Here is a 20066-nt window from a genome sequence, read left to right on the forward strand (position 1 = left end):
CTCATAGCGGCTTTTAAGTTTATGTATAATAAAGGTTGTTATGCCAGTACTGACTTCAGGTCACCGTTCATAGCCCTTACCGCATCGGCGCTCTTGGCGAACAATGCTTTTTCGTTATCGTCCAGTTTGATGTCGATGATCTCTTCAAGGCCATTCTTGCCGATGATACAAGGCACACCCATGCAGATATCCTCTTGTCCGTACTCGCCTTCAAGGAATACCGAGCACGCGATCATTTTCTTCTGGTCTTTAAGGATACTGTCCACAAGATACGCTACCGATGCTCCCGGCGCGTACCATGCCGATGTACCCAACAGTCCTGTAAGCGTTGCACCACCCACCATTGTGTCGGCAGCAACTTTATCAAGCACCTCCTGAGAAAGGAAATTCGACACAGGGCTACCGTTATACGAAGCAAGCCTTGTAAGCGGTATCATAGTCGTATCGCCATGCCCGCCTATGACCATGCCCTGAACGTCGTTAGACGGCCTGTCAAGCGCTTTTGAAAGGTAATATTTAAAACGTGAGCTATCCAGCGCGCCGCCCATACCAATGATGCGGTTCTTAGGCAGGCCGGTAGCTTTCAGGGTTAGGTATGTCATTGTATCCATTGGGTTTGACACCACTACGATGATGGTATCAGGCGAATGCTTCAACACGTTCTCAGCAACCGATTTAACGATGCCCGCATTGATACCGATAAGCTCTTCACGGGTCATGCCCGGCTTCCTCGGAATGCCCGATGTAATAACAACTACATCGCTGCCTGCTGTTTTAGAATAATCATTGGTCACGCCGCTCACTTTGGTATTAAAACCTGTAGTGGTAGCGCACTGCATGATATCCATAGCCTTGCCTTCAGCAAAACCTTCTTTAATGTCAAGCAAAACCACTTCGCTGGCAATTCCCCTGTAGGAGATAACATCGGCACACGTAGCGCCCACATTACCGGCGCCAACTATTGTTACTTTCATAATTCTTGTGTTTGTTGTTTGTTGTTAAAAGTATATTGTAAAGATATGTTAGTATTTACAAATTTACCAAAAGCAAGTATAGTTTGTACGTTAAAATTACCAATAGTATAACGCAAAGACGCTTCTCCTATATAATTCACCTTGGTTTTATAGATCTCTTCAAGCCTCTTGTTAAGTATTTTCTGGAAAGGGAGCAGATCTTCTATAGTACCCTTGGGACCGCTCACATTATATTTAATGTCGCTGGTATTAACAATGAATCCGCCCATTGCCTCCCATCTTCCAAACTCTTTCGAGCCATTCATCTGAAATTGCCAGGTATCTACATGGCCGGTAATTTCATCAATGCCAAGTGTTCCGTAATCGGTTTTTACGTCAAGGAAATTGAACGAGACTTCCTCGTTCGAATACCCTGCCATGACCGACAGATGGATATTATTCTCCTTAAGCCCTTTAAAATAACGGCTGAACGTATGCTTAAGCCCCACCCCATATACCTGGTAGTTGCTCTTTTTAAGTTTTACACGCGTTGAATATTTGGCGATCAACTCGGTATCATACCAAAGCCCTATACTTCCCTGCAAATAGGGATATGCCACCGTTTGCATATCGATGCCTTCCGGTGTCTCCAGCCTTACCGGGCTGTCCCCAAGCGTTCCAACGAGGTATACCTGCTGGTCACTGCCCAACGAGGTCGGCACAGTAGCCTCAGTACCTTCCTCTAATTGGAAAAAGGAAAAATCACTATTCTGTATCTTAAAGGTCCTGTCGCGCTGCGGCGTAAAGAATACATTGGCATGCAGGCCAAAAGTCACCTCAAACAATCCCTTGGCTTTAGGACTGTTCACCCATCCGGATGATGACTGGTATACAGCCGCATCTGTAGCCGGGGTTACGTACTTGTCAGAAAAAAATAAGGCATCGTCTAACAGATGCCCTATTTGTGTTAATGCAATTTCGGTATCCGTCTGCGCAACTGCCCTGCCCGAAAACAGGAGAGCGATAGCAGACATACCTATGAAAAGCGGCTTACGCGTCGATCTTGGCATAAGCAGCGTTCTTTTCAATGAATTCCCTTCTTGGCGGAACCTCGTCACCCATAAGCATCGAGAATATCCTGTCGGCTTCGGCAAGGCTGTCAATGTTTACCTGGCGCAGTGTGCGGTGGTCCGGATCAAGTGTGGTTTCCCAAAGCTGCTCAGCGTTCATCTCACCAAGGCCTTTATAACGCTGCACTGTAGATCCGCCTCCCATCTTCTCACTTGCTACATCACGCTGTATATCTGTCCATGCATATTCCTTTTTGTTGCCTTTTTTCACCATGTAAAGCGGTGGCGTGGCAATATACACGTGGCCATTCTCGATAAGCTCTTTCATGAATCGGAAGAAGAACGTAAGGATAAGTGTCGCAATGTGCGAACCATCAACGTCGGCATCACACATGATCACTACTTTGTGATAACGCAGCTTTTCCAGGTTAAGCGCCTTGCTGTCCTCAGCTGTACCAATGGTCACCCCAAGCGCGGTGAATATGTTACGTATCTCTTCGTTCTCAAACACTTTGTGGTGCATGGCTTTTTCCACGTTAAGGATCTTACCCCTTAGCGGCAATATCGCCTGGAAGGCCCTGTCGCGCCCCTGCTTGGCCGTACCACCTGCAGAGTCACCCTCTACAAGGAATATCTCACATTTTACAGGATCCTGCTCAGAGCAATCAGAAAGCTTACCCGGAAGTCCGCCACCACCCATTACGGTTTTGCGCTGCACCATTTCGCGGGCTTTTTTGGCCGCGTGGCGCGCCTGTGCCGCAAGGATAACCTTTTGCACTATGGTACGGGCATCGTTAGGGTTCTCTTCAAGGTAATTTTCAAGCATTTCGCTTACTGCCTGGCTCACAGGCGCCACTACCTCGCGGTTACCCAGCTTGGTCTTGGTCTGCCCTTCAAATTGCGGCTCCTGTACTTTCACCGATATGATCGCGGTAAGCCCCTCGCGGAAGTCGTCACCAGAGATCTCGAACTTCAGCTTTTCAAGAAGGCCGGAGTTGTCAGCATATTTTTTAAGCGTATTGGTCAACCCGCGGCGGAAGCCAGAAAGGTGCGTACCTCCCTCGTGGGTGTTGATATTGTTTACGTACGAAAAAATATTTTCTGTATAACTCGTATTATAGATAAGCGCCACCTCGACCGGTACTTCGCCTTTGTCGCTCTCCATACTTATTACATGCGAAACGATCGGTTCACGGTTAGCGTCAAGGAAGCGGATATATTCTTTAAGCCCTTCATCTGAATGGAAAACTTCAGAAACGAACTCACCTTTATCGTTCTTTTCCCTTTTGTCGGTAAGCGTTATGGTTATCCCTTTATTAAGAAAAGACAACTCGCGCATACGTGCGGCAAGAGTATCGTAAGAAAATTCGATAGTCTGTGTAAAAATAGATGGGTCAGGATAAAAAGTCTGGGTAGTACCTCTTTTTCCTGTTTCTCCTATTTGCTTAACAGGATAGAGCGACTTACCCTTTTCATATTCCTGCTCGTATATTTTACCTTCCCTGAAAACGGTAGAACGCATATGGTTAGACAGCGCATTTACTACCGACACACCCACACCATGCAGTCCACCTGAAACTTTATAAGAATCTTTATCAAACTTACCGCCGGCGCCGATCTTGGTCATTACCACTTCAAGTGCGGAAACACCCTCTTTTTTATGTATGTCTACGGGAATACCGCGGCCGTTATCTTCAACGGTTATTGAGCCATCTTCATTGATCGCGACACCAATGGTATCACAATGCCCGCCCATCGCCTCATCTATCGAGTTATCTACAACTTCATAAACAAGGTGGTGCAAACCACGTACACCTACATCCCCTATGTACATTGAAGGGCGCATCCTTACGTGCTCCATCCCCTCAAGGGCCTGAATACTATCTGCCGAATAATTGTTTTTCTTTATTTCTTCACTCATAAGATTTGGCTCTTAAACAGATTTTAGGTTTAACGAACAAATATAAGTAAACAGCAGGGATTATGCCACAAAACGGGTAGTTTTGGGAACTAAGTTATTAACAATTTATTAAAACTTCCCTACCCATAACAATACCGTAAAACTTAAGCCATCTAATTAAAAATTAAGTATTATTGCATATAAAACCTTACGATCATGATGGGAAGCATTATCGCCTACATTCCGGAACTCCCGGAATACAGAGCAGACCTTTTTGAAAGGATAATGGACAACGAAGAATTTGAAAAGATCGAGCTGGACTACCTGACAAGCCTCGATTTCGCGATCATCAATACCATTGCCGGCACTAAATGGGAAAGCAAACACAATCCCGTGGTATATGATGAAGAGGGCGGGCTGGTGATGGTGCATCTCACAAAAGAAGGCCTTGAGTCAGTTATTGCATTCGAGGGCGAACTTGATAATGTGGATAAGGAAACCCAGCAGGCAGATATTGCACTGATAAAGGCATTCGCCGAAAAGCACGAATCAGACAATTTATACGAGGTGGTAACATTTTAAGATATGGCTAAAAAAAGAAAAACATTACCAAAAGACTTTGCCGAGATCCTGAAGAGAGGAGATATAGAGGAGATCATCGCGGTATTTGACAAATGCGAGCTGGATGCCTACGGTGGTTATGGCAAGCAGACAGCATTGGGCTTTACCGAGTGCCCACCTGAGTTTGACAGATGGCTGGTTGAGCACGGTGCCGACATTGAAATGACTAATGAGTATGGCAAGACCCCGCTACAGCTGCGCGCATACTTTAGGATCGCAAACATAGTAAGCCTGCTTGAACTTGGCGCGAAAGTAAATGCCAATAATAAAAATGGCACTGCCCTGCATTGTGCGGCACAGGGCAATGCCGCGGAAAATGTAAAGATCCTGTTAAGCTATGGCGCGGATGTCGATGCTTTGGCACCCTATCCTTTTATTTATAGTGGTGGGGCTGATTCGACTCCACTGGAGTACAACCTGTTCTTTTGCAGCAATATTGACATAATAAACACACTTGAAACTGCCAAAATTTTACTGGATGCCGGTGCCGTGAAAACTGAAAGGATGAAAGGACTGGTCACCAAAATAGGGACACAGTTCGAACACGCCCGCCCCGGCTTCAATAAAGATTCCGTGCAGCAATACAGCGATGCGCTAGATGAGTTCTATACACTGTTTGATGTGACACCGGTACCAAGGCGTGTATTGCACGATGGCAAATCGAAAATAACGATCAAAGCCGATACCTGGCAAAAGCAATTTAATGAGTTATGGGAATTACTTATCCCGTCAATGGGGGCAGCACAGACCCTACAGGGTGAAGTGATCCGCATTGCCGGGCGTATTTCGGACGAGCTGGGACGAAACGGCGGCATCAACTGGGACGACGACTATAAAATAATGGCTGATACTTTTTTAGAGTTCGTACAGCATAGAGAACCCTTAACACCTGAAGAAATTAATGAAGCTTCCTTGGTCATCAAAGAAGTGAAGCGTAAAAATGATAATAATACTGACCGGTTAGCCGAACTTGCTGTAAAATGGGTGCTCAATAATCCTATGCCGGTAACCACACCCGAAGTGAAGTACGACCGGTAACAGATAATCATACCATCAGTTCTTAACAACATATTTTTCCAGCATCGCTTCACAATCACATTCATACCCGTCAAGATATGATCTGTGCTCGTTGTATACCGCATAGGCGCCATCCGGTGAGCCGTTCAGCAACTGTGTAGCGGCCACCATGGTCAGCGCCTTGCATACTTCATCCTGGTCGCTTATCTGAGCCATGGCACGTTGCAAATATTTTTCTGCCGAAATCGTATAATTGCGCTTGAAGCTTATGTACGCCAGCATGCTGTTGGCCGCGAAGCTGTCCTCGGCCTCCAGCGCCAGCAGTGCATGGCTTTCTGCCTCTGCCAGTTTGCCCTGCTCTATAAATAATCCGGCAATACCCAAATGGGCATCTTTGCGAATACCGGTATTCACACTCTTGAGGGCAGCCTCCTTTGACAGCATAGTTATGGCTTTACCATGATCCTTTGTCATGTAGTAAATACCGGCCATGTTGTCGTATATCTCGGCGGTATTGAACCGGAAGCCCTCCTTATCTTTAGGGAAAGCCAGCAGTGCTTTTTCAAAATAACTTATAGCTTCAGGGAATTTCTTTTGCGCGTAGCTAAGGATCCCCAGGCTGAAGTATACTCCATAAGCGTTAACGTTCTTTTCCTTCAGTGACCTTTTAAAGAACTCTTCCTTTGCCGCCATGTAGGCCATATCATCTTTCGTTGGCGTAAATACCCCGCCGGGTTCCAGCCCTTGCGAATATTTAAAAATGCCGTTGAATATTCCCAGCATTTGTTTGGCACGGACAAGCTTCAGGTCTTTCGTATCAAGGTATTTATCAAAAGCATCAAAGTCGATCATCTTCGCAATGTCCTGCTGCAGGAACTTGTCCGATGCGGCTTCTTCCATACCGGCGAATGCAGCCGACACGCCATACATCTCAATTACGCCAAGCATGAGATAGCTGAAGTCCTTCATCTTGTTGTCCTTGTCATTAAGCGCATCTATGACCACGGATCTGGCCTTAACATAATCACCCTTACCCGCAAGCAGCAACGGGTACAATACTAACGAAAGTGAATCTGACTTATTGATGGCAACCGCCCGTTCCATGTCGGCTACACCTTCCTGGCCCAGGTTCATTTTTATAACAGCCCTGAACGAGTAAAAACTTGCCGAATCTTTAGCCTTTGGCAGCAGCTTATGGCTTTCGAGCGCCTTTGTAAAATAATCCCGCGCATTGGTAGCGTCGCCCTTATTTTGATAATAACCGGCAATGTTATTATAAATAACAGCGTTGTCAGGATGCTGCCTCAAAAGCTTTTGCTGCTCCTCAAGATAGCCGGGCTGGTAGCTCTTATCAACAGGAATGTCCTTATACGCCTGAAGGTGGTTGCTGGATACGTTAAAGCTGATATTCGGCAGGAAATAAAAGAGCGAGTCGGCACTTTTAATGATCTCCTTTTGCTGTGCTTCGCCAAGATCGCCTTTGAACTTATAGGCTGTCTGGGCAAATGCATTGGATGCAAAAAAGATAAACAAGAAGGCAAAAAGCTTTTTCATGCAAAGTGATTATTTGTTCGAAATATAAGAATTAAAATCAAACAAAAAACGCCCCGGCTCGTCGGGGCGTTTTTCTACAAACAAACAAACTAAATTCCAAAAAACCTGAAATTATGCTTCTGCCTTCACTTGGGCAATTGCGGTATCGGCGTTTACGTGCGCCGCGTTGGCCCTTCCGCTCGGGTCTGTATTTTCCTGCCACTTAGGTATCCATTTCCTAACCGTTTGCGCCGCGCTCACCTGCGGGAAATGTTTGTGGAAAACGGACCTGTAATAATAGGCCTCCTTCGTAACAGGTGTATTATAAGGGAAACGCTGTTCGGCAGTTTCCAGTTCTTCATCGGTAACCTGCGCAGCGCAGTATTCTATCAGCGTGTCGATCCAGCTGTAGCCTACACCATCGCTAAACTGCTCCTTCTGCCTCCACAGTACTTCATCGGGCAGGTAAGGCTGCTCCTGTGTGTCAAAGGCTTTTCGCAGAATGTATTTTTCAACATTATCATACGTTTTTGGCTGCTTGTCCTCAGGGTTGATCTTGACGGCCAGTTCCAAAAACTGCTTGTCCAAAAACGGTACGCGTGCCTCAAGTCCGTGCGCCATGGTGCTCTTATCAGCCCTTAGTAGGTCGGCGGTAAACAGCTTCTGTACCCTCTCAATGGTTTCTTTCTGGAAGGCCGCTGCCGACGGTGCGTTCCTGAAGTACAGGTAGCCCCCGAATATCTCATCGGCACCCTCACCTGAAAGTACAACCTTCACACCCATATCGGTAATGGCTTTAGAAAGGAAATACATCGGCGTACTGGCCCTTATCGAGGTCACATCGTAGGTTTCGAGGTGCCATATCAACTTATCCAATACCTCAATGCCCTGTTCGATCGTAAAATGTATCTCATGGTGTTCGGTGCCCAAAAACTCAGCTACCTTACGTGCCGCAAAGGCATCAGGCGCCATGGCATCAAGCCCTATGGAAAACGAACGCAGCTCCTGCCCTCTCTCTTTCATAAGCCTTGCCGCGATAGATGATATTAGCGATGAGTCAAGCCCACCCGAAAGCAGTACGCCTACAGGTACGTCGCTCATCAGCCTTTTTTCGACAGCTTGTGTCAGCGTTTCACGGATGGCTGCATGGTTAACGGCTTCAACTGCTTTTGCCGGATCTTCCCACTGCGGCCTGTAGTATTTTACAAAACCCGTCTGTGGTGTATAGTAATGTCCCGGAGGAAAGGTCGAGAATGTTTGGCACTGGTCGGCGATCGACTTCATTTCAGAGGAGAAGTATATCCGGCCCCGTTCATCAAGGCCATAATACAGAGGCTTTATGCCAAGTGGGTCACGCCCTGCGATGTAGTCATCACCATCGATCACTACAAAGGCGAACATACCATCCAGCAGGTTGCAGAGATCATAGCCATACTCCTCATACAGATGTACTATAACCTCAGAATCTGAGGTAGTCCTGAACGTATGGTGCTTCAGCACAGTGTCCCTCAGTTCCTGGTGGTTGTATATCTCACCATTATGCACCATCCATGCGCTTTTGGAGCCCTGAATAGGCTGCCTGCCGGTATGGAGGTCAATTATCGAAAGGCGCTCGTGGCTCAGTACATGTCCCTTTTCGGTCACATGAAGGTCACTTTCGTCCGGGCCGCGGTGCGACATCCTTTTTGAAAGCTGCTTAACCAATGCCTCGTCTTTTCCTTTTCCGATAATTGCTAAAATTCCACACATACTTTGTCCTGTTTTGAATTGGCGGCCAAATAACTTTATCAGTTATGTTCGGCAAGACAAATTTGGAATATTAGTTTTAATTGTAAAACACATAAAGCATTTTAACTTTCATATTAAAACTTAAAGCCATCAAATAGCAATGAATAGTAATTTCGAAAACGATTTTTACCAGAAAGAGGTTACAGATCATAAAAAAAACCATTAGTCGTAGAGATGTCAAAATTTTGGATAGTTGGTATAATGCAGCAAATATTTATCTTTCTTTTTTGAAAGTACCAAATATTTATAGGATAATGCTTTAGAACTCGGCAGCTCAAAAGTCTCTTTACCAATTTTTAAAGTAACCCCTCCCACATTATCGGCTACTGCAAAATTACATCCTCCGGAAAAGGTTTCAGGCTCACAATATTCTAAGTAATCATCATAAATTACTTCTATCAGGTGCCTTAAATAGATTTTCTCACCTTTTAAAGATAAATCAAAAATTATATAGAGTTTAAAAGCATTATCTTCATAATGCCTAATGAACCGTGTAAGATTATCTTCACGTTTTCTATCTTCAATTATCTTATACGATTTACTATCTTATACTACCTTAAAAGAACTACAGGAATAAAGCATTATTCTGATTAAGCCTGACATGATGATATTGATAACCCTTCTTTTCATATCAAAACCTCTATTATATACTTCGTCGTACTCACTTCAAATTCATCACCTTGTCCCATCCCCATCATTTTCATGCCTAACGGCGACTGCGGCGATAACGCTATTACCGTGACGCCATCTACGTTTATTTTGGGCAGTGCGGCGCTTACAAATAAATGCATGTTATTTGCTTTTACCAAACTGCCCATAACAACTTTTGCTGATGTGGCTTCCGGGTTTATTTTGTCGAGTACAGCCCTTTGGTCAATGAATTCTTTCAGCTTGTGGTTGAGTTTTTCCTGCTCCAAATGCATCATGGAGAGCGCCGTTTCGTGCTTATCCCCAGCCGAGCCTTTGGCATCATTGGAGGCATCTTCAGTAAGCGCGGCGATCATGTCTCGAAAAGCATCGATGCGGTCGTCTACCTGTTGTTTGTAGTAAGCGAGTACTTTTTGTTTGAGAAAATTCAAAATTGAAGGATTTAAAAACTGAAAGATCTAAAGATCGCCATACACGATCTTTAAATCTTTCAATTTCAAATTTTTAGATGATCAAAAATTAAACTTATACGATGCCCCGATCAGGAACTGGAATCCCTGTACCGGGTAGTTTACCCAGCGCTGGTAATCCTGGCCCGTGATGTTGTTCAGCTTCAGGAAGCCGGTAAGGCGCTCGTTGTATTTGTAGCCCAGGTGTGCGTTCAGGTCGAAAAAGCTCTCCAGGGTAACGGTTTCAAGATCGCCTGAGGTAACCATAACAACATCTTTCCTTTCGCCTGTAAAAAAGATGTTCGTCCCTGCATACCATTTCGGCATAATGTCTACATCAAGGCTTGCCCCCACTTTCATCTGCGGCATATTAAACGCTTCTTCCAAATCATCAGTTGAATAGCTGTAGTACGTTCCGTTGATGCCAAAATGTATTTTTTGCGAGAAGTCGGCCTTCAGTTCCCCGAAGAAGCTGATCGTCTGCAGCCTGTCGTATACCAACCCGAAAGAGTTGCCATAAGAGTAACCTTCATCATCACCCAACGAAGTAAGCAAGGCATTGTTCACGAAAAACGCCCTGTTATCCTCATTCATATACGACCCGCGGATATTGTATGCTACAGTACTTGCCAACTTGCCTTTGAGCCCGACATAAATGTCATACTGCTGGTCGGTTGGCGCAACTGCAAGTGTAGGTGACACGAACGGATTCTGGCTCACGAAGTCGGCATACGAGTTCTGGCGCAGCGTCCCCTCTGCCCCGGCATAGGCTACCATAAGGTCGCCTACCACTTTATACGACGCTTTTACCTGCGGGTAAACGAAGATCTTGTTATCAGTCTCCTCGTTCATTTTGCCCATGCTGTAAAAGATTCCCGCACCCAGTTGTACTGAGAGGTCTTCTTTTTGGTACAAAAGGCTCGGCTGTATGCCAAGGTTGAAATGGCTGTAGCTCATATCGCCCATGTCATTGATGTCTTTTTCAAAAGTACCACCCACATAATCAGCTACGAGATCTACCTTGATCTTTTCATCCATAATAGGAATGTCAAGCGAAGGTGTCAGGAAGAAGCGGTTCTCTGCCGATCCGTACGCATCCCAAAAACGTTTGTATTGCGCTGATGCATCGTGGAAATAGCTGTCCTTTGTCTGTATCTTACCGCCAATGTAGAATGTGTGGTAGGTCTGCTGCGGGTCGACTTCCGCAATGGTTTCCGGCGCAATATCAGTGAACTCCAGCGGAAGTCCGTACCAGTTGTACACTTGGTTTTGGTAGCCCAGATCCGTGCTCCAGTTGTAGCCCTGCTGGCGGCTGCCATAGGTCAGGTCCAAAGCGGTATTGTAATAATTGTCGTCAACCTTTGCGGCATCTATGCCACCCTGCGATGAAAGGTGGCGAAGCATTCCGCCCATATAGTCGGTATCGCTCACATTCTCCGTCACGAATAATTCGGCATTTATAGTACCATAATTACCTATGCCCAGCGTAGCGTAGTTGTTGTAATATTTCTCCCTGGCTTCCTTATCTACCGTAGCCGCCTTTCCCTTGTCCGGTGCAAACGTCGATGCGACCGGGAAAGAAAAGATATTATACTTTATCTCTTCCTTCTGCTTTTCCTGCTCGTCCTCGATAACAGGGGTTTCCTTAACCTTAAAAGCGTCTGATATGGTTGGGGTATACGGTTTTACTACGTTCACCACCTCGGTACCTATATTCTCGTCCTTCTTTTGTGCGAAGGCCTGCTGTGCTCCTGCGAATGCTATCGCTATGGCTATATATCTCAATTTCGTCTTCATGGCTTGCATTAGTTTTGGATGGATGAGTTACGTTTCGCTTCTTCGCCTTTGATGATGTCAAGTTCCGCCTGAGCCTCCTGGATCACTTCCGGATAGGCCGTAAAGTTCTTGATCACGCTCTCTAGGATATAGGTCGCCTGGTAGCTGTCCTTCAGGCCGTAATAGTTTTTAGCCATTACGACAAGGCCTTTCGCGCCAAAGTATTTGTAACCCGAATAGTCTTTGGACAGCTTCTGCACCACAGTGTTCGAAGCATCAAATTTTCCTTCCTTATTTTTAAAGTAGGCATCATAGTACATTGCCTCTGCGGCAAGCTCGCCTTTGGCAATGGTAAGCAGTTTGGCATAGGCCGCTTTGGCCTTTACCTCATCATTTGTCTTTATCGCCGAACGCGCCACTATGATCTGGGCATCGCTCTTCACCCTGTCTTCGGTCTTGCTGTTCGCCAGTACCTTATCGGCATATACCACTGCATTGGCATAGTCCTTCCCTTCATAATACCCTTTCATCAGGTTGGATTGGGCAAAGGTTACGTTCTGCGGGAAGTCGGCCTCAGCCTCCAGCCTTTTCAATACCGGTATCGCTTTGGCATAATCATTTTTCTTCAGGTATATTTCCGAAAGCCTTGCCAGTGCCTGCTCTGTGAATTCGCTCCTGGACTTGGCGATCACAAACTCATAGTGCGGAATGGCATTCGTCTCCAGACCGTCAGCATAGTATGACTGCGCCAGGTAGAAATTCGCCTTTAGCGATGAGATACCGTTCGGGAATTTCGATACATAGCTGCTCAGTGTTGAGATAGCCTGCTTGGTATTGTTCTGAAGGTATTGCTTTTCAGCAGCTTCAAATGCGGTATTGTCCAGATCGGCATCGCTGATATCTACAAACGTCAGCGTTTTCACCCAGGCAGCATATTCATCGGTACGGCCGCTGTCAACATAGATCAGGCGTGCCGTCTCAACCGCTTCCATGGCTTCGGGCGTGTTCGGGAACTCGGCAACTACCTTTTTGAATTTTGCAAGCGCCTGGTCGTCCTTCTCGGCGTTATAGTAAATGAGCGCCTGGCGCATGATGGCCTTGCTCACATAGGTACTTGTCTTATACTCCGCGATAAGCCTGTCGTAGGTCTGGATGGCTTTATCGGTCTGTTTTTCGGTTACGTAAGTGTTACCTAACTCGTAAAGTGCATCATCGGCATATTTCGACTTTGGATACGCCTGTGCGAATTTGGTCAGGTCTTCGATCTTCTTTTCGTTCCTGCCTACAAAACCGTAGCTGATTCCTTTTTGGAACAACGCATAATCCGCATCGATGCCTTTCATGTCAATTGCCTTGTTGTAGGCCTCCATTGCAGGCCAGTATTTTCCGGTCACAAAGTTGCTGTCGCCCATACGAAGCAATGCATCGTTAAGCCGCACCTTGTCATCTTTGGCTACAGCCACATAATCGGCAAAATGCTTTGCAGCCTGCTCATATTCCTTCTGCTTAAAGTAAGCATAGGCAATGTTGTAATGGATATTCTTAAATTCAGGGGTAGTCTTTGCCTCACCCATGCCTAAAAACTGCTTGTAGCTGATGAGCGCCTCGTTGAACTGCTCAAGATTATATTCGGTTTCAGCTTTCCAGAATGTCGCACGCGCCGTGATCCTTGGTGTCCTTTGCTCCGCTAATGACTTTTTGAACAGCGCCAGTGCCTCCTGGTGCTTGCCGTCTGTCGCGAGTTCCATGCCACGATAAAAGGTTACCTTTTGGTAGGCCGCCCTGTTCTCCGGCGACTTGTTCTTCTCCAGCAGCACTAAGGCTTCTGTATAGTTTTTCGATGTGATGTACGAATCGATCAGCAGGTTCTGTATTTCCTGCTTGAATGGTGTTGCCGGGTACTTCTCAAGGAAATTACCCAACACTTCCGGCACACTTTGGTATGGGTTGCCTATCTCGTAGCTCAGCTTGGCATAATTCAGCCAGGCATCCTCCTGTATCTTTGGCTCAAAAGCCATTTCTGATGCATTTTTGAACGCGTTGAGCGCCTGCTGTTTCTTACCGGTCTTCAGGTAGCTTTCGCCAAGGTGGTAATAAGCATTTTGTGCCACGGCATCGTTACCGCCTATGATCTTGTTGAACTCGGTTATCGCGTTCTCATAGTTGCCCTGCTTGTAATACGCATAACCCAGTTGGTAAAAGTCGGTATTGCTCCACTTGCCTTTTTTACCACGGTAATTCTTAAGGTGCGGGATGGCCTTATCATACTGCCCAAGGTTAAAATAGCTTTCGCCAATGATCTTGGAAAGCTCCGACTTTTCGTTGGCATCGCTCTTTGGCAATTGCGGCACGCCCAGATCAATAGCCTTTTGGAACTGCCCTTCCTTGAATGCCATGTCAGCCTGGAAGTACGACATCTTTTCGCTGTACTTCTCCTTGTCCTCCACCTGCTCAAAGTACTGGCTGGCTTTTTTATAATCATCACCTTCATAAGCCATAAAGCCCAGGTAGTATTTTGCCTGCGAACCGTATTCTTTAGAGTCTTTGACTTTCAAAAGATATTTATCTGCATTCTTTTTATCGCCTGCGCTAAAATAGCTGTAGCCCTTCTGGAAGTTGTAGCGGTCGCGGTCGGTTTCGCCGAGGCTGCCCTCGTCCACCTTATCATACCACTCCAATGACTGCTTGTAGCGGCCCTGGCGGAAATGGTTGCCCGCGACCTCTATATATGCCTGGTTCTGCCTGGTGCTCGTAGGATGATCTTCAATGAAGTCCTCCATCAACTCGTCGGCATTCTTCTGGTTGAGCTTTATGGCGCTCGAGGCAATATAGTATGCACAATCTGCCTGGATGTCCATCTCCTGATTGCTGCTTTTTGTCTTTTCAAAAAGTATCTGTGCAGCCTGGTACTGCTTGTCGTTATAAAGCGCCACAGCTTTCTCATAATCCTTTAGCTCGTGGGTGTAGATGGCCGACTGCTGTGCCGAGAGCGTGAGCCCGTACAGCGGCACCAAAAACGGGAGGGACCTTTTAAGTATGCGCATAGTTCGTGTTTTTAGTGATCAATTGCTTTGTTATATTTAACGGACCTTCACAGGGATTTAGTATAATGCCCAGATCCCCCATTGTGGGAGTCCGCAACGCCAAACTTACGAATATACCTACGCTGCCTCAAAGGCTTTAATTTATTATTAACTGCTATTTATTAACAATTGCCTGTGGATAAACCAAATAAGCCGGAAGCGAAAAAAATAAAATTTTGTATACCGCCGTTATCTTAGTACTTTTACCAAAACAAACTCGCACACACTATGTCGCAGGCCGTACTTTCGCTAGAGAACGTAAATATCTTCCAGGAGGGCAATGCCATCCTTACCAACATTAACCTTGAGGTGAACCATGGTGAATTCCTTTACATCATCGGGAAGACCGGATCGGGGAAGAGCAGCTTCATGAAGACACTGTATGCCGACCTTAAACTGAAGGAGGGCGAAGGGACATTCGTAGAGTACGACCTTAAAAAGCTGCGCGAGAAGGACATTCCTTACCTGCGCCGGAAGATAGGCATTGTATTCCAGGATTTTAAATTGCTGCCGGACCGCACCGTGTTCGATAACCTGCACTTTGTATTAAGGGCTACCGGTTGGAACGAGCGTGAGGAGATGAAGGTAAAGATCGATGAGGTACTGGACAAAGTAGGCATGAAACATTCGTCCAATAAAATGCCGCACCAGCTATCGGGCGGTGAACAGCAGCGTGTTGCCGTAGCCCGTGCCCTGCTTAATGATCCGGAAGTGATACTTGCCGATGAACCCACGGGAAACCTCGACCCGCAAACCAGCGTGGAGGTAATGAACCTGCTTCGCGAGATCAACCAGAATGGCAAGACCATTATCATGGCTACGCACGATTATGCATTGCTGATGAAGTTCCCTTCCAAAACACTTAAATGCGACGAGGGGACGTTGTTTGAAGTGGTGCAAAGGACGGTATAGTTAGATTTTTGGATACTTGGATTGTTAGATAGTAGACGCTATAAAATGATAAACCCTGCCGGTTCAATTGGCAGGGTTTATCATTTATTCTTCCTTCTTATAAACATGAGGATTTTCCCGTACGCCTTTTTTAAAAATTTTCCTAAGCCCCATCCTTACTGCGGCATCTAGTTGCAGGATAGCATCAGTAAGTCTGTTTTCCGGCCTGCCGCGGAAAGATGTTACGTGAAAAGTGTCGGTAGCCAGTAGCGGCTCTTTGGAGAAGTAGTAATTGGACACACAGCATCGCAGCCCTTCGTAGGTCACGGGGGAAACAGAATGAAGCGACTTGTTATGGGTAGCCATTACGGCAAGGCGGTTGAATTTGCTGTGTATAGTGACCTGCTTTTCGCGCATACCATTGGGCCACAGTTCGAGGTTGCCGCCATAGGCTTGGTCCCAGTTAGGCGTAACATAGTATAAAAGATTGAGCACCCTCCATCGTTCACGGTCTTTATCATGGGAATTATCAAGATGAGGATTAAGGAACTGTTTGTGCCCCATTGCCGAAATGCCGCCCGCGTATAAGTTATCGTCGGGCATGATGCCATTTAACCCACATATTTCTGAAACAACGTCCACAATGCGCTTATCCTGAAATGCGTAGATGATCTCCTCGAGCAACGGGTCGTATTTGTTCATTTGGGCAGCTACAAATTTATCTTCCCTGATGCTTTTTTTATGCACCATTTCGTCAGCTTTGGGGAAGGCGCGGTAAATTTCCATAGCCAAATTTTCAGGAAGCAGATCATCGAGAAAAAAGTAGCCTATGGCATCCTTGCTTTTTACATATTGCTCTTTCAGAGATTCTTTGTTTTCAGTGATTTTGTTATAAACAAGGTCGGCGTAGGATTTCCTGTCCATGATCGTTTAATGTTTTATCTTCCAAAGATAAGCCATAGCTATGTAAAATATGTTGACCCTCCCTGCGTTTTTATTACATTTGCATCCTATGCTTTCGGTACTCATCCCCACATATAATTATGACATTACGGCTTTGGTAAACGCTGTTCATCGCCAATGCACCGGGGCCGGCGTTGCATTTGAGATCATAGTAATTGACGACCGCTCGCAACCTGCCTACACAGCACGTAACCGAAACATTTCGGCATTGATGCACTGTACTTATATAGAAAGCGGCACAAATTTGGGCCGTACGCTGTCGCGGAAAAAACTTGCTGAGACGGCCAGATATGAAACGTTACTGTTCCTTGATGCTGATGTTGTTCCTGTTAAGAATGACTTTATTGTTAAATATCTGCCTTTTTTTGGATATAACGGGATAGTGTTTGGCGGTTATTCGTACAGGTCTGATGATTTCAGTCAACATAACGTACTTCGCCACAAATATGGCACCTATCGGGAGGAAAAAATTGCCTCTGAAAGAAGCAAAACTCCTTATAGCACAATATTTTCAGGCAATATACTGGTCAATAAAAACATTTTTTTAGATAACAATTATCCCGATGGTGCCAATTTGTATGGCATGGATAATTTCTTTGCTTACAGTCTCTACAAAAATAATGTTGCTGTTAACCATATCGACAATCCTATCTACCATTTGGGGCTCGAAAGCAATGAAGTTTTTTTTGAAAAATGCCTGGAATCGGTACGAAACAGGAAAAAGCTGCTTGCCGAAGCGCAAGGCATTGAGGAGATCAATTCGTTACTGAAGCACTATAAAAAGCTCAAAGGCCTTGGCCTTGCACCACTCACAGGCCTCTTTTTCAAAATGGTTGAGCCGTTCCTGAAGAAAATGATCCTGAAGAAAGACCCCAACCTTTTTTGCCTTGATATCTACAGGTTGGGTTATATTTGTGCTATAAAGTAATCCCTGATGCCCTACTTTTCTGTCGTAATACCGCTGTACAATAAACGCAACTACATTACCGCAACGCTTAACAGCGTATTGGGGCAGACTTTCACTGACTTTGAAATAATTGTAGTAGACGATGCATCTACCGATGACAGCCTCGCTATTGCGCAACAAATAGAGGACAGCAGGATACATTTCGTGAGCCACGAAAAGAATAAAGGGCTATCGGCATCACGCAATACCGGTATACGCAACGCACAGGCCGAATATATCGCTTTCCTCGATGCCGATGACATCTGGCAGCCCCAATTTCTTGAAACGATACATGGCCTGATCCAAAAGTATCCGGAAGCAGGATTGTTTTCAACCAAGTATGACGAACAGCATCCTGGCAATGTTGTCATTCAACATCATTTTCCAATAAAAAATGGGATAGTCACTGATTTTTTTGAGAAAGAGCGCAGGCAGCATATTTATTGTTATTCAAGCCTGTGTATAAAAAAAAATGTTTTTGATTTAGCAGGTTATTTCGATGAATCCATTACTATGGGAGAAGACGTTGACTTTAATGTACGGGCTAATCTTGAATATCAACTAGCTTATGACAACGTGGCTATGGCAAGGATAATAATGAATTCCGAAAACCAAATTACACACTCGTCAATGAAGGACAAAATTATCATTGACCATGATAAATATGAGCGTGAAAATCCCGGTAATCAACCCCTGAAAAAATACCTCGACTTTCATCGTTATACTATGGCTAAGCGCTATAAAATGGCCGGTGATGATGCAACTGCTAAAAAGCTGATAATCGCTATCGACACATCCAACCTCAATTGGAAACAACGGCTGCTGCTGGCTGCACCTGCTTTTATACTTCGCCACATAAAAGCAATAAAAAAAACACTGGCAAAGAAAGGACTTAACCCGACTACTTATTGATTTTTACATACTCAAGGAACGACTCATAATCTCTAATGTAATCTTCTTCCTCGTATACTTCCGACGCTATTACCATGCACACCGCACCTGATGAGAAATTTTCAAGTTCACGCCATATATTGCTGGTAATGAGCAATGCTTTGTCTGGCTTGTTAAGTGTTATGATCTGCTTTCCCGTGCCATCTTTAAGCACCACGTCGAAACTCCCGGAAAGGGCTACCAGCAGCTGCTGTAATTTCTTGTGCGCGTGCCCTCCCCTTTTGGCCGAGCTTGGCACATCGTAGAGGTAGTACACCCTTTTGATGTCAAAAGGAACCACGTCATTTTCGATCACGCCGATATTCCCGTTGGCATTCTTTATCTTTGGTATGTCAATAATTTGAATATCCATTTGCTTTTATTTTAAGATAATCCAGCCAGGCCTGCCCTACATTTTCCAACGAGAACTTTTCAATGCTTCCCGCAGCATTTGCCTTGCATCGGGCATATAATGCATTATCATCATACATCCTGTTGATGCCCCTTGTCAGTTCCGCAAAGTCCTGGTCTTTTATGAGGAGCCCATTCCTTCCATCTTCGACAATTTCCGACGGGCCCGTAAAGCAATCGAATGCTACGACCGGAGTGCCGCATGCCAACGATTCCAACACCACATTCGGCATTCCTTCAAACCTGCTCGAAAGGACAAAGAATAAGGCATCGCGCATGTAAACATACGGATTTTCCTGATAGCCTTTAAAAACAATTTTATCCTGCAGCCCAAGCCAATCCGCAAGTTTCTGAAGCTTAGCGAACAGCACACCCTGCCCAAGGATCATAAGCCGCACATTGTTCGACGGCAATTCAGAAACCGCGTAGGCCTCAATGAGCTTATCAAACTGCTTCACATTATCATCGCTCAGCCTTCCGGCTGCGATAATGTAGCGGAATGCTTCTGTGGGCGGGCTTTCATGTAACCTGGCGGCTATGTATTCCGCGTCGATAGGATTATAGATGGTGGCCACATTCTTCAGTCCGTGGCACTTCTCAATATGCCGCTTCATCTTATCATTAAGGGCAACAACACCATAGCTTTTCCCGTAAATAGCCCTTGTAAGCCAGGATCGCCGCGGCATGTACCAATCGATATTGGAACTGCGTACAGTATAGATAGTAGGAACTGTAAAAACGAATTTTGATATGAGCCAATCCTGTAATGGCTTACGGCGCATCCTGAAATCGATGATATAGTCAAACCTATGTCTCTTCACGTAGCTTCTCAGGATCCGGAGCCTCCTGAATTTGTTAGTAAAACCGTTGGCATCATCTTTTTCCTTCCCCAGGTTCAGCAATTCGCCTGCATAACTGTAAGCGATCACATCCTGCACTATGATATTATGCACTTCGATCCCCATGCCTGCAAAGTATCGCGACAAAGCTGCATGTGCCCTTTCGGCGCCACCGTGCGCGAGCATGTCGCCTACAAGGCATATTTTGGCGGAATGGGTTTGTGCCATTGGTGTTTATTGGTTACTTT

At 45.5% G+C, this 20066-nt stretch carries 16 protein-coding genes; 5 read left to right on the plus strand and 11 right to left on the minus strand.

Translation table 11 applies throughout. From position 1 onward, the window contains the following. Positions 1-38: 38 nt before the first annotated feature. Genes mdh through gyrB form a run of 3 tightly spaced genes read right to left on the minus strand, consistent with a single transcriptional unit; the run spans position 39 to position 3944 of the window. On the minus strand, positions 39-974 hold the full coding sequence (mdh, locus tag ACT6R0_RS12775; protein WP_444654503.1) for a malate dehydrogenase: 936 nt from the start codon (positions 972-974) through the stop codon (positions 39-41). After that, entirely contained in the window at positions 971-2023 is a 1053-nt protein-coding gene (locus tag ACT6R0_RS12780) for a DUF6588 family protein (RefSeq protein ID WP_444654502.1), read from the minus strand. Before ACT6R0_RS12780 ends, mdh begins: the two co-directional genes overlap by 4 nt. Then, a complete protein-coding gene (gene gyrB / locus ACT6R0_RS12785) occupies positions 2004-3944 on the minus strand; it encodes a DNA topoisomerase (ATP-hydrolyzing) subunit B (protein ID WP_444654501.1) in 1941 nt (646 codons plus the stop codon). The genes ACT6R0_RS12780 and gyrB overlap by 20 nt, the downstream gene beginning before the upstream one ends. A gap of 195 nt (positions 3945-4139) precedes the next feature. On the opposite strand from gyrB, the gene ACT6R0_RS12790 reads away from it, so the two are divergent. Further along, positions 4140-4505, plus strand: coding sequence for a hypothetical protein (locus ACT6R0_RS12790; protein ID WP_444654500.1), 366 nt, complete (start codon positions 4140-4142; stop codon positions 4503-4505). A 3-nt stretch (positions 4506-4508) separates the two neighbouring features. Next, on the plus strand, positions 4509-5582 hold the full coding sequence (locus ACT6R0_RS12795) for an ankyrin repeat domain-containing protein (protein WP_444654499.1): 1074 nt from the start codon (positions 4509-4511) through the stop codon (positions 5580-5582). 15 nt (positions 5583-5597) lie between these two features. On the opposite strand, the gene ACT6R0_RS12800 is transcribed toward ACT6R0_RS12795, so the two are convergent. The 5 genes from ACT6R0_RS12800 to ACT6R0_RS12820 form a co-directional block, all read right to left on the minus strand. Next, positions 5598-7115 (minus strand): tetratricopeptide repeat protein, encoded by a 1518-nt coding sequence (locus tag ACT6R0_RS12800; protein ID WP_444654498.1) that lies wholly within the window; start codon positions 7113-7115, stop codon positions 5598-5600. 111 nt (positions 7116-7226) lie between these two features. After that, entirely contained in the window at positions 7227-8843 is a 1617-nt protein-coding gene (asnB, locus tag ACT6R0_RS12805; protein WP_444654496.1) for an asparagine synthase B, read from the minus strand. 665 nt (positions 8844-9508) lie between these two features. Then, positions 9509-9961: a hypothetical protein gene (locus tag ACT6R0_RS12810; RefSeq protein ID WP_444654494.1), complete on the minus strand. Its 453-nt coding sequence runs from the start codon at positions 9959-9961 to the stop codon at positions 9509-9511. Between the two features lie 81 nt (positions 9962-10042). After that, entirely contained in the window at positions 10043-11776 is a 1734-nt protein-coding gene (locus ACT6R0_RS12815) for a TonB-dependent receptor (protein WP_444654493.1), read from the minus strand. Between the two features lie 8 nt (positions 11777-11784). Beyond that, entirely contained in the window at positions 11785-14799 is a 3015-nt protein-coding gene (locus ACT6R0_RS12820) for a tetratricopeptide repeat protein (protein WP_444654491.1), read from the minus strand. A 267-nt stretch (positions 14800-15066) separates the two neighbouring features. Between ACT6R0_RS12820 and ACT6R0_RS12825 the strand changes: the two genes are divergently transcribed. Next, the gene (locus ACT6R0_RS12825) at positions 15067-15750 is read left to right on the plus strand and encodes a cell division ATP-binding protein FtsE (protein WP_444654490.1); all 684 of its coding nucleotides are present in this window, start codon (positions 15067-15069) and stop codon (positions 15748-15750) included. Between the two features lie 84 nt (positions 15751-15834). Here the strand turns inward: ACT6R0_RS12825 and ACT6R0_RS12830 are convergent, their stop codons facing one another. Then, positions 15835-16653, minus strand: a complete 819-nt coding sequence (locus ACT6R0_RS12830) for a 2OG-Fe(II) oxygenase (protein ID WP_444654489.1) — start codon at positions 16651-16653, stop codon at positions 15835-15837. A gap of 88 nt (positions 16654-16741) precedes the next feature. Between ACT6R0_RS12830 and ACT6R0_RS12835 the strand changes: the two genes are divergently transcribed. Beyond that, positions 16742-17620 (plus strand): glycosyltransferase family 2 protein, encoded by an 879-nt coding sequence (locus ACT6R0_RS12835; RefSeq protein ID WP_444654488.1) that lies wholly within the window; start codon positions 16742-16744, stop codon positions 17618-17620. A 6-nt stretch (positions 17621-17626) separates the two neighbouring features. Further along, positions 17627-18550, plus strand: coding sequence for a glycosyltransferase family 2 protein (locus ACT6R0_RS12840; protein WP_444654487.1), 924 nt, complete (start codon positions 17627-17629; stop codon positions 18548-18550). Here the strand turns inward: ACT6R0_RS12840 and ACT6R0_RS12845 are convergent. Both ACT6R0_RS12845 and ACT6R0_RS12850 read right to left on the minus strand, forming a co-directional pair. Beyond that, positions 18540-18941: a sugar 3,4-ketoisomerase gene (locus ACT6R0_RS12845; protein WP_444654486.1), complete on the minus strand. Its 402-nt coding sequence runs from the start codon at positions 18939-18941 to the stop codon at positions 18540-18542. The two genes, ACT6R0_RS12840 and ACT6R0_RS12845, sit on opposite strands and share 11 nt — an antisense overlap. Then, on the minus strand, positions 18922-20046 hold the full coding sequence (locus ACT6R0_RS12850) for a glycosyltransferase (RefSeq protein WP_444654484.1): 1125 nt from the start codon (positions 20044-20046) through the stop codon (positions 18922-18924). The genes ACT6R0_RS12845 and ACT6R0_RS12850 overlap by 20 nt, the downstream gene beginning before the upstream one ends. Positions 20047-20066: the final 20 nt, after the last annotated feature.

The sequence above is a fragment of the Flavobacterium sp. genome (genome assembly GCF_052437795.1).
Taxonomy (GTDB): domain Bacteria; phylum Bacteroidota; class Bacteroidia; order Flavobacteriales; family Flavobacteriaceae; genus Flavobacterium.

What these genes read in the sequence shown, in the direction of transcription:
- ACT6R0_RS12845 (WP_444654486.1), bottom strand. Translation starts at nt 18,941, where the DNA reads ATGGATATTCAAATTATTGACATACCAAAGATAAAGAATGCCAACGGG.
- mdh (WP_444654503.1), bottom strand. Translation starts at nt 974, where the DNA reads ATGAAAGTAACAATAGTTGGCGCCGGTAATGTGGGCGCTACGTGTGCC.
- ACT6R0_RS12820 (WP_444654491.1), bottom strand. Translation starts at nt 14,799, where the DNA reads ATGCGCATACTTAAAAGGTCCCTCCCGTTTTTGGTGCCGCTGTACGGG.
- ACT6R0_RS12795 (WP_444654499.1), top strand. Translation starts at nt 4,509, where the DNA reads ATGGCTAAAAAAAGAAAAACATTACCAAAAGACTTTGCCGAGATCCTG.
- ACT6R0_RS12815 (WP_444654493.1), bottom strand. Translation starts at nt 11,776, where the DNA reads ATGAAGACGAAATTGAGATATATAGCCATAGCGATAGCATTCGCAGGA.
- ACT6R0_RS12840 (WP_444654487.1), top strand. Translation starts at nt 17,627, where the DNA reads ATGCCCTACTTTTCTGTCGTAATACCGCTGTACAATAAACGCAACTAC.
- asnB (WP_444654496.1), bottom strand. Translation starts at nt 8,843, where the DNA reads ATGTGTGGAATTTTAGCAATTATCGGAAAAGGAAAAGACGAGGCATTG.
- ACT6R0_RS12850 (WP_444654484.1), bottom strand. Translation starts at nt 20,046, where the DNA reads ATGGCACAAACCCATTCCGCCAAAATATGCCTTGTAGGCGACATGCTC.
- ACT6R0_RS12830 (WP_444654489.1), bottom strand. Translation starts at nt 16,653, where the DNA reads ATGGACAGGAAATCCTACGCCGACCTTGTTTATAACAAAATCACTGAA.
- ACT6R0_RS12780 (WP_444654502.1), bottom strand. Translation starts at nt 2,023, where the DNA reads ATGCCAAGATCGACGCGTAAGCCGCTTTTCATAGGTATGTCTGCTATC.
- ACT6R0_RS12790 (WP_444654500.1), top strand. Translation starts at nt 4,140, where the DNA reads ATGATGGGAAGCATTATCGCCTACATTCCGGAACTCCCGGAATACAGA.
- gyrB (WP_444654501.1), bottom strand. Translation starts at nt 3,944, where the DNA reads ATGAGTGAAGAAATAAAGAAAAACAATTATTCGGCAGATAGTATTCAG.
- ACT6R0_RS12800 (WP_444654498.1), bottom strand. Translation starts at nt 7,115, where the DNA reads ATGAAAAAGCTTTTTGCCTTCTTGTTTATCTTTTTTGCATCCAATGCA.
- ACT6R0_RS12825 (WP_444654490.1), top strand. Translation starts at nt 15,067, where the DNA reads ATGTCGCAGGCCGTACTTTCGCTAGAGAACGTAAATATCTTCCAGGAG.
- ACT6R0_RS12835 (WP_444654488.1), top strand. Translation starts at nt 16,742, where the DNA reads ATGCTTTCGGTACTCATCCCCACATATAATTATGACATTACGGCTTTG.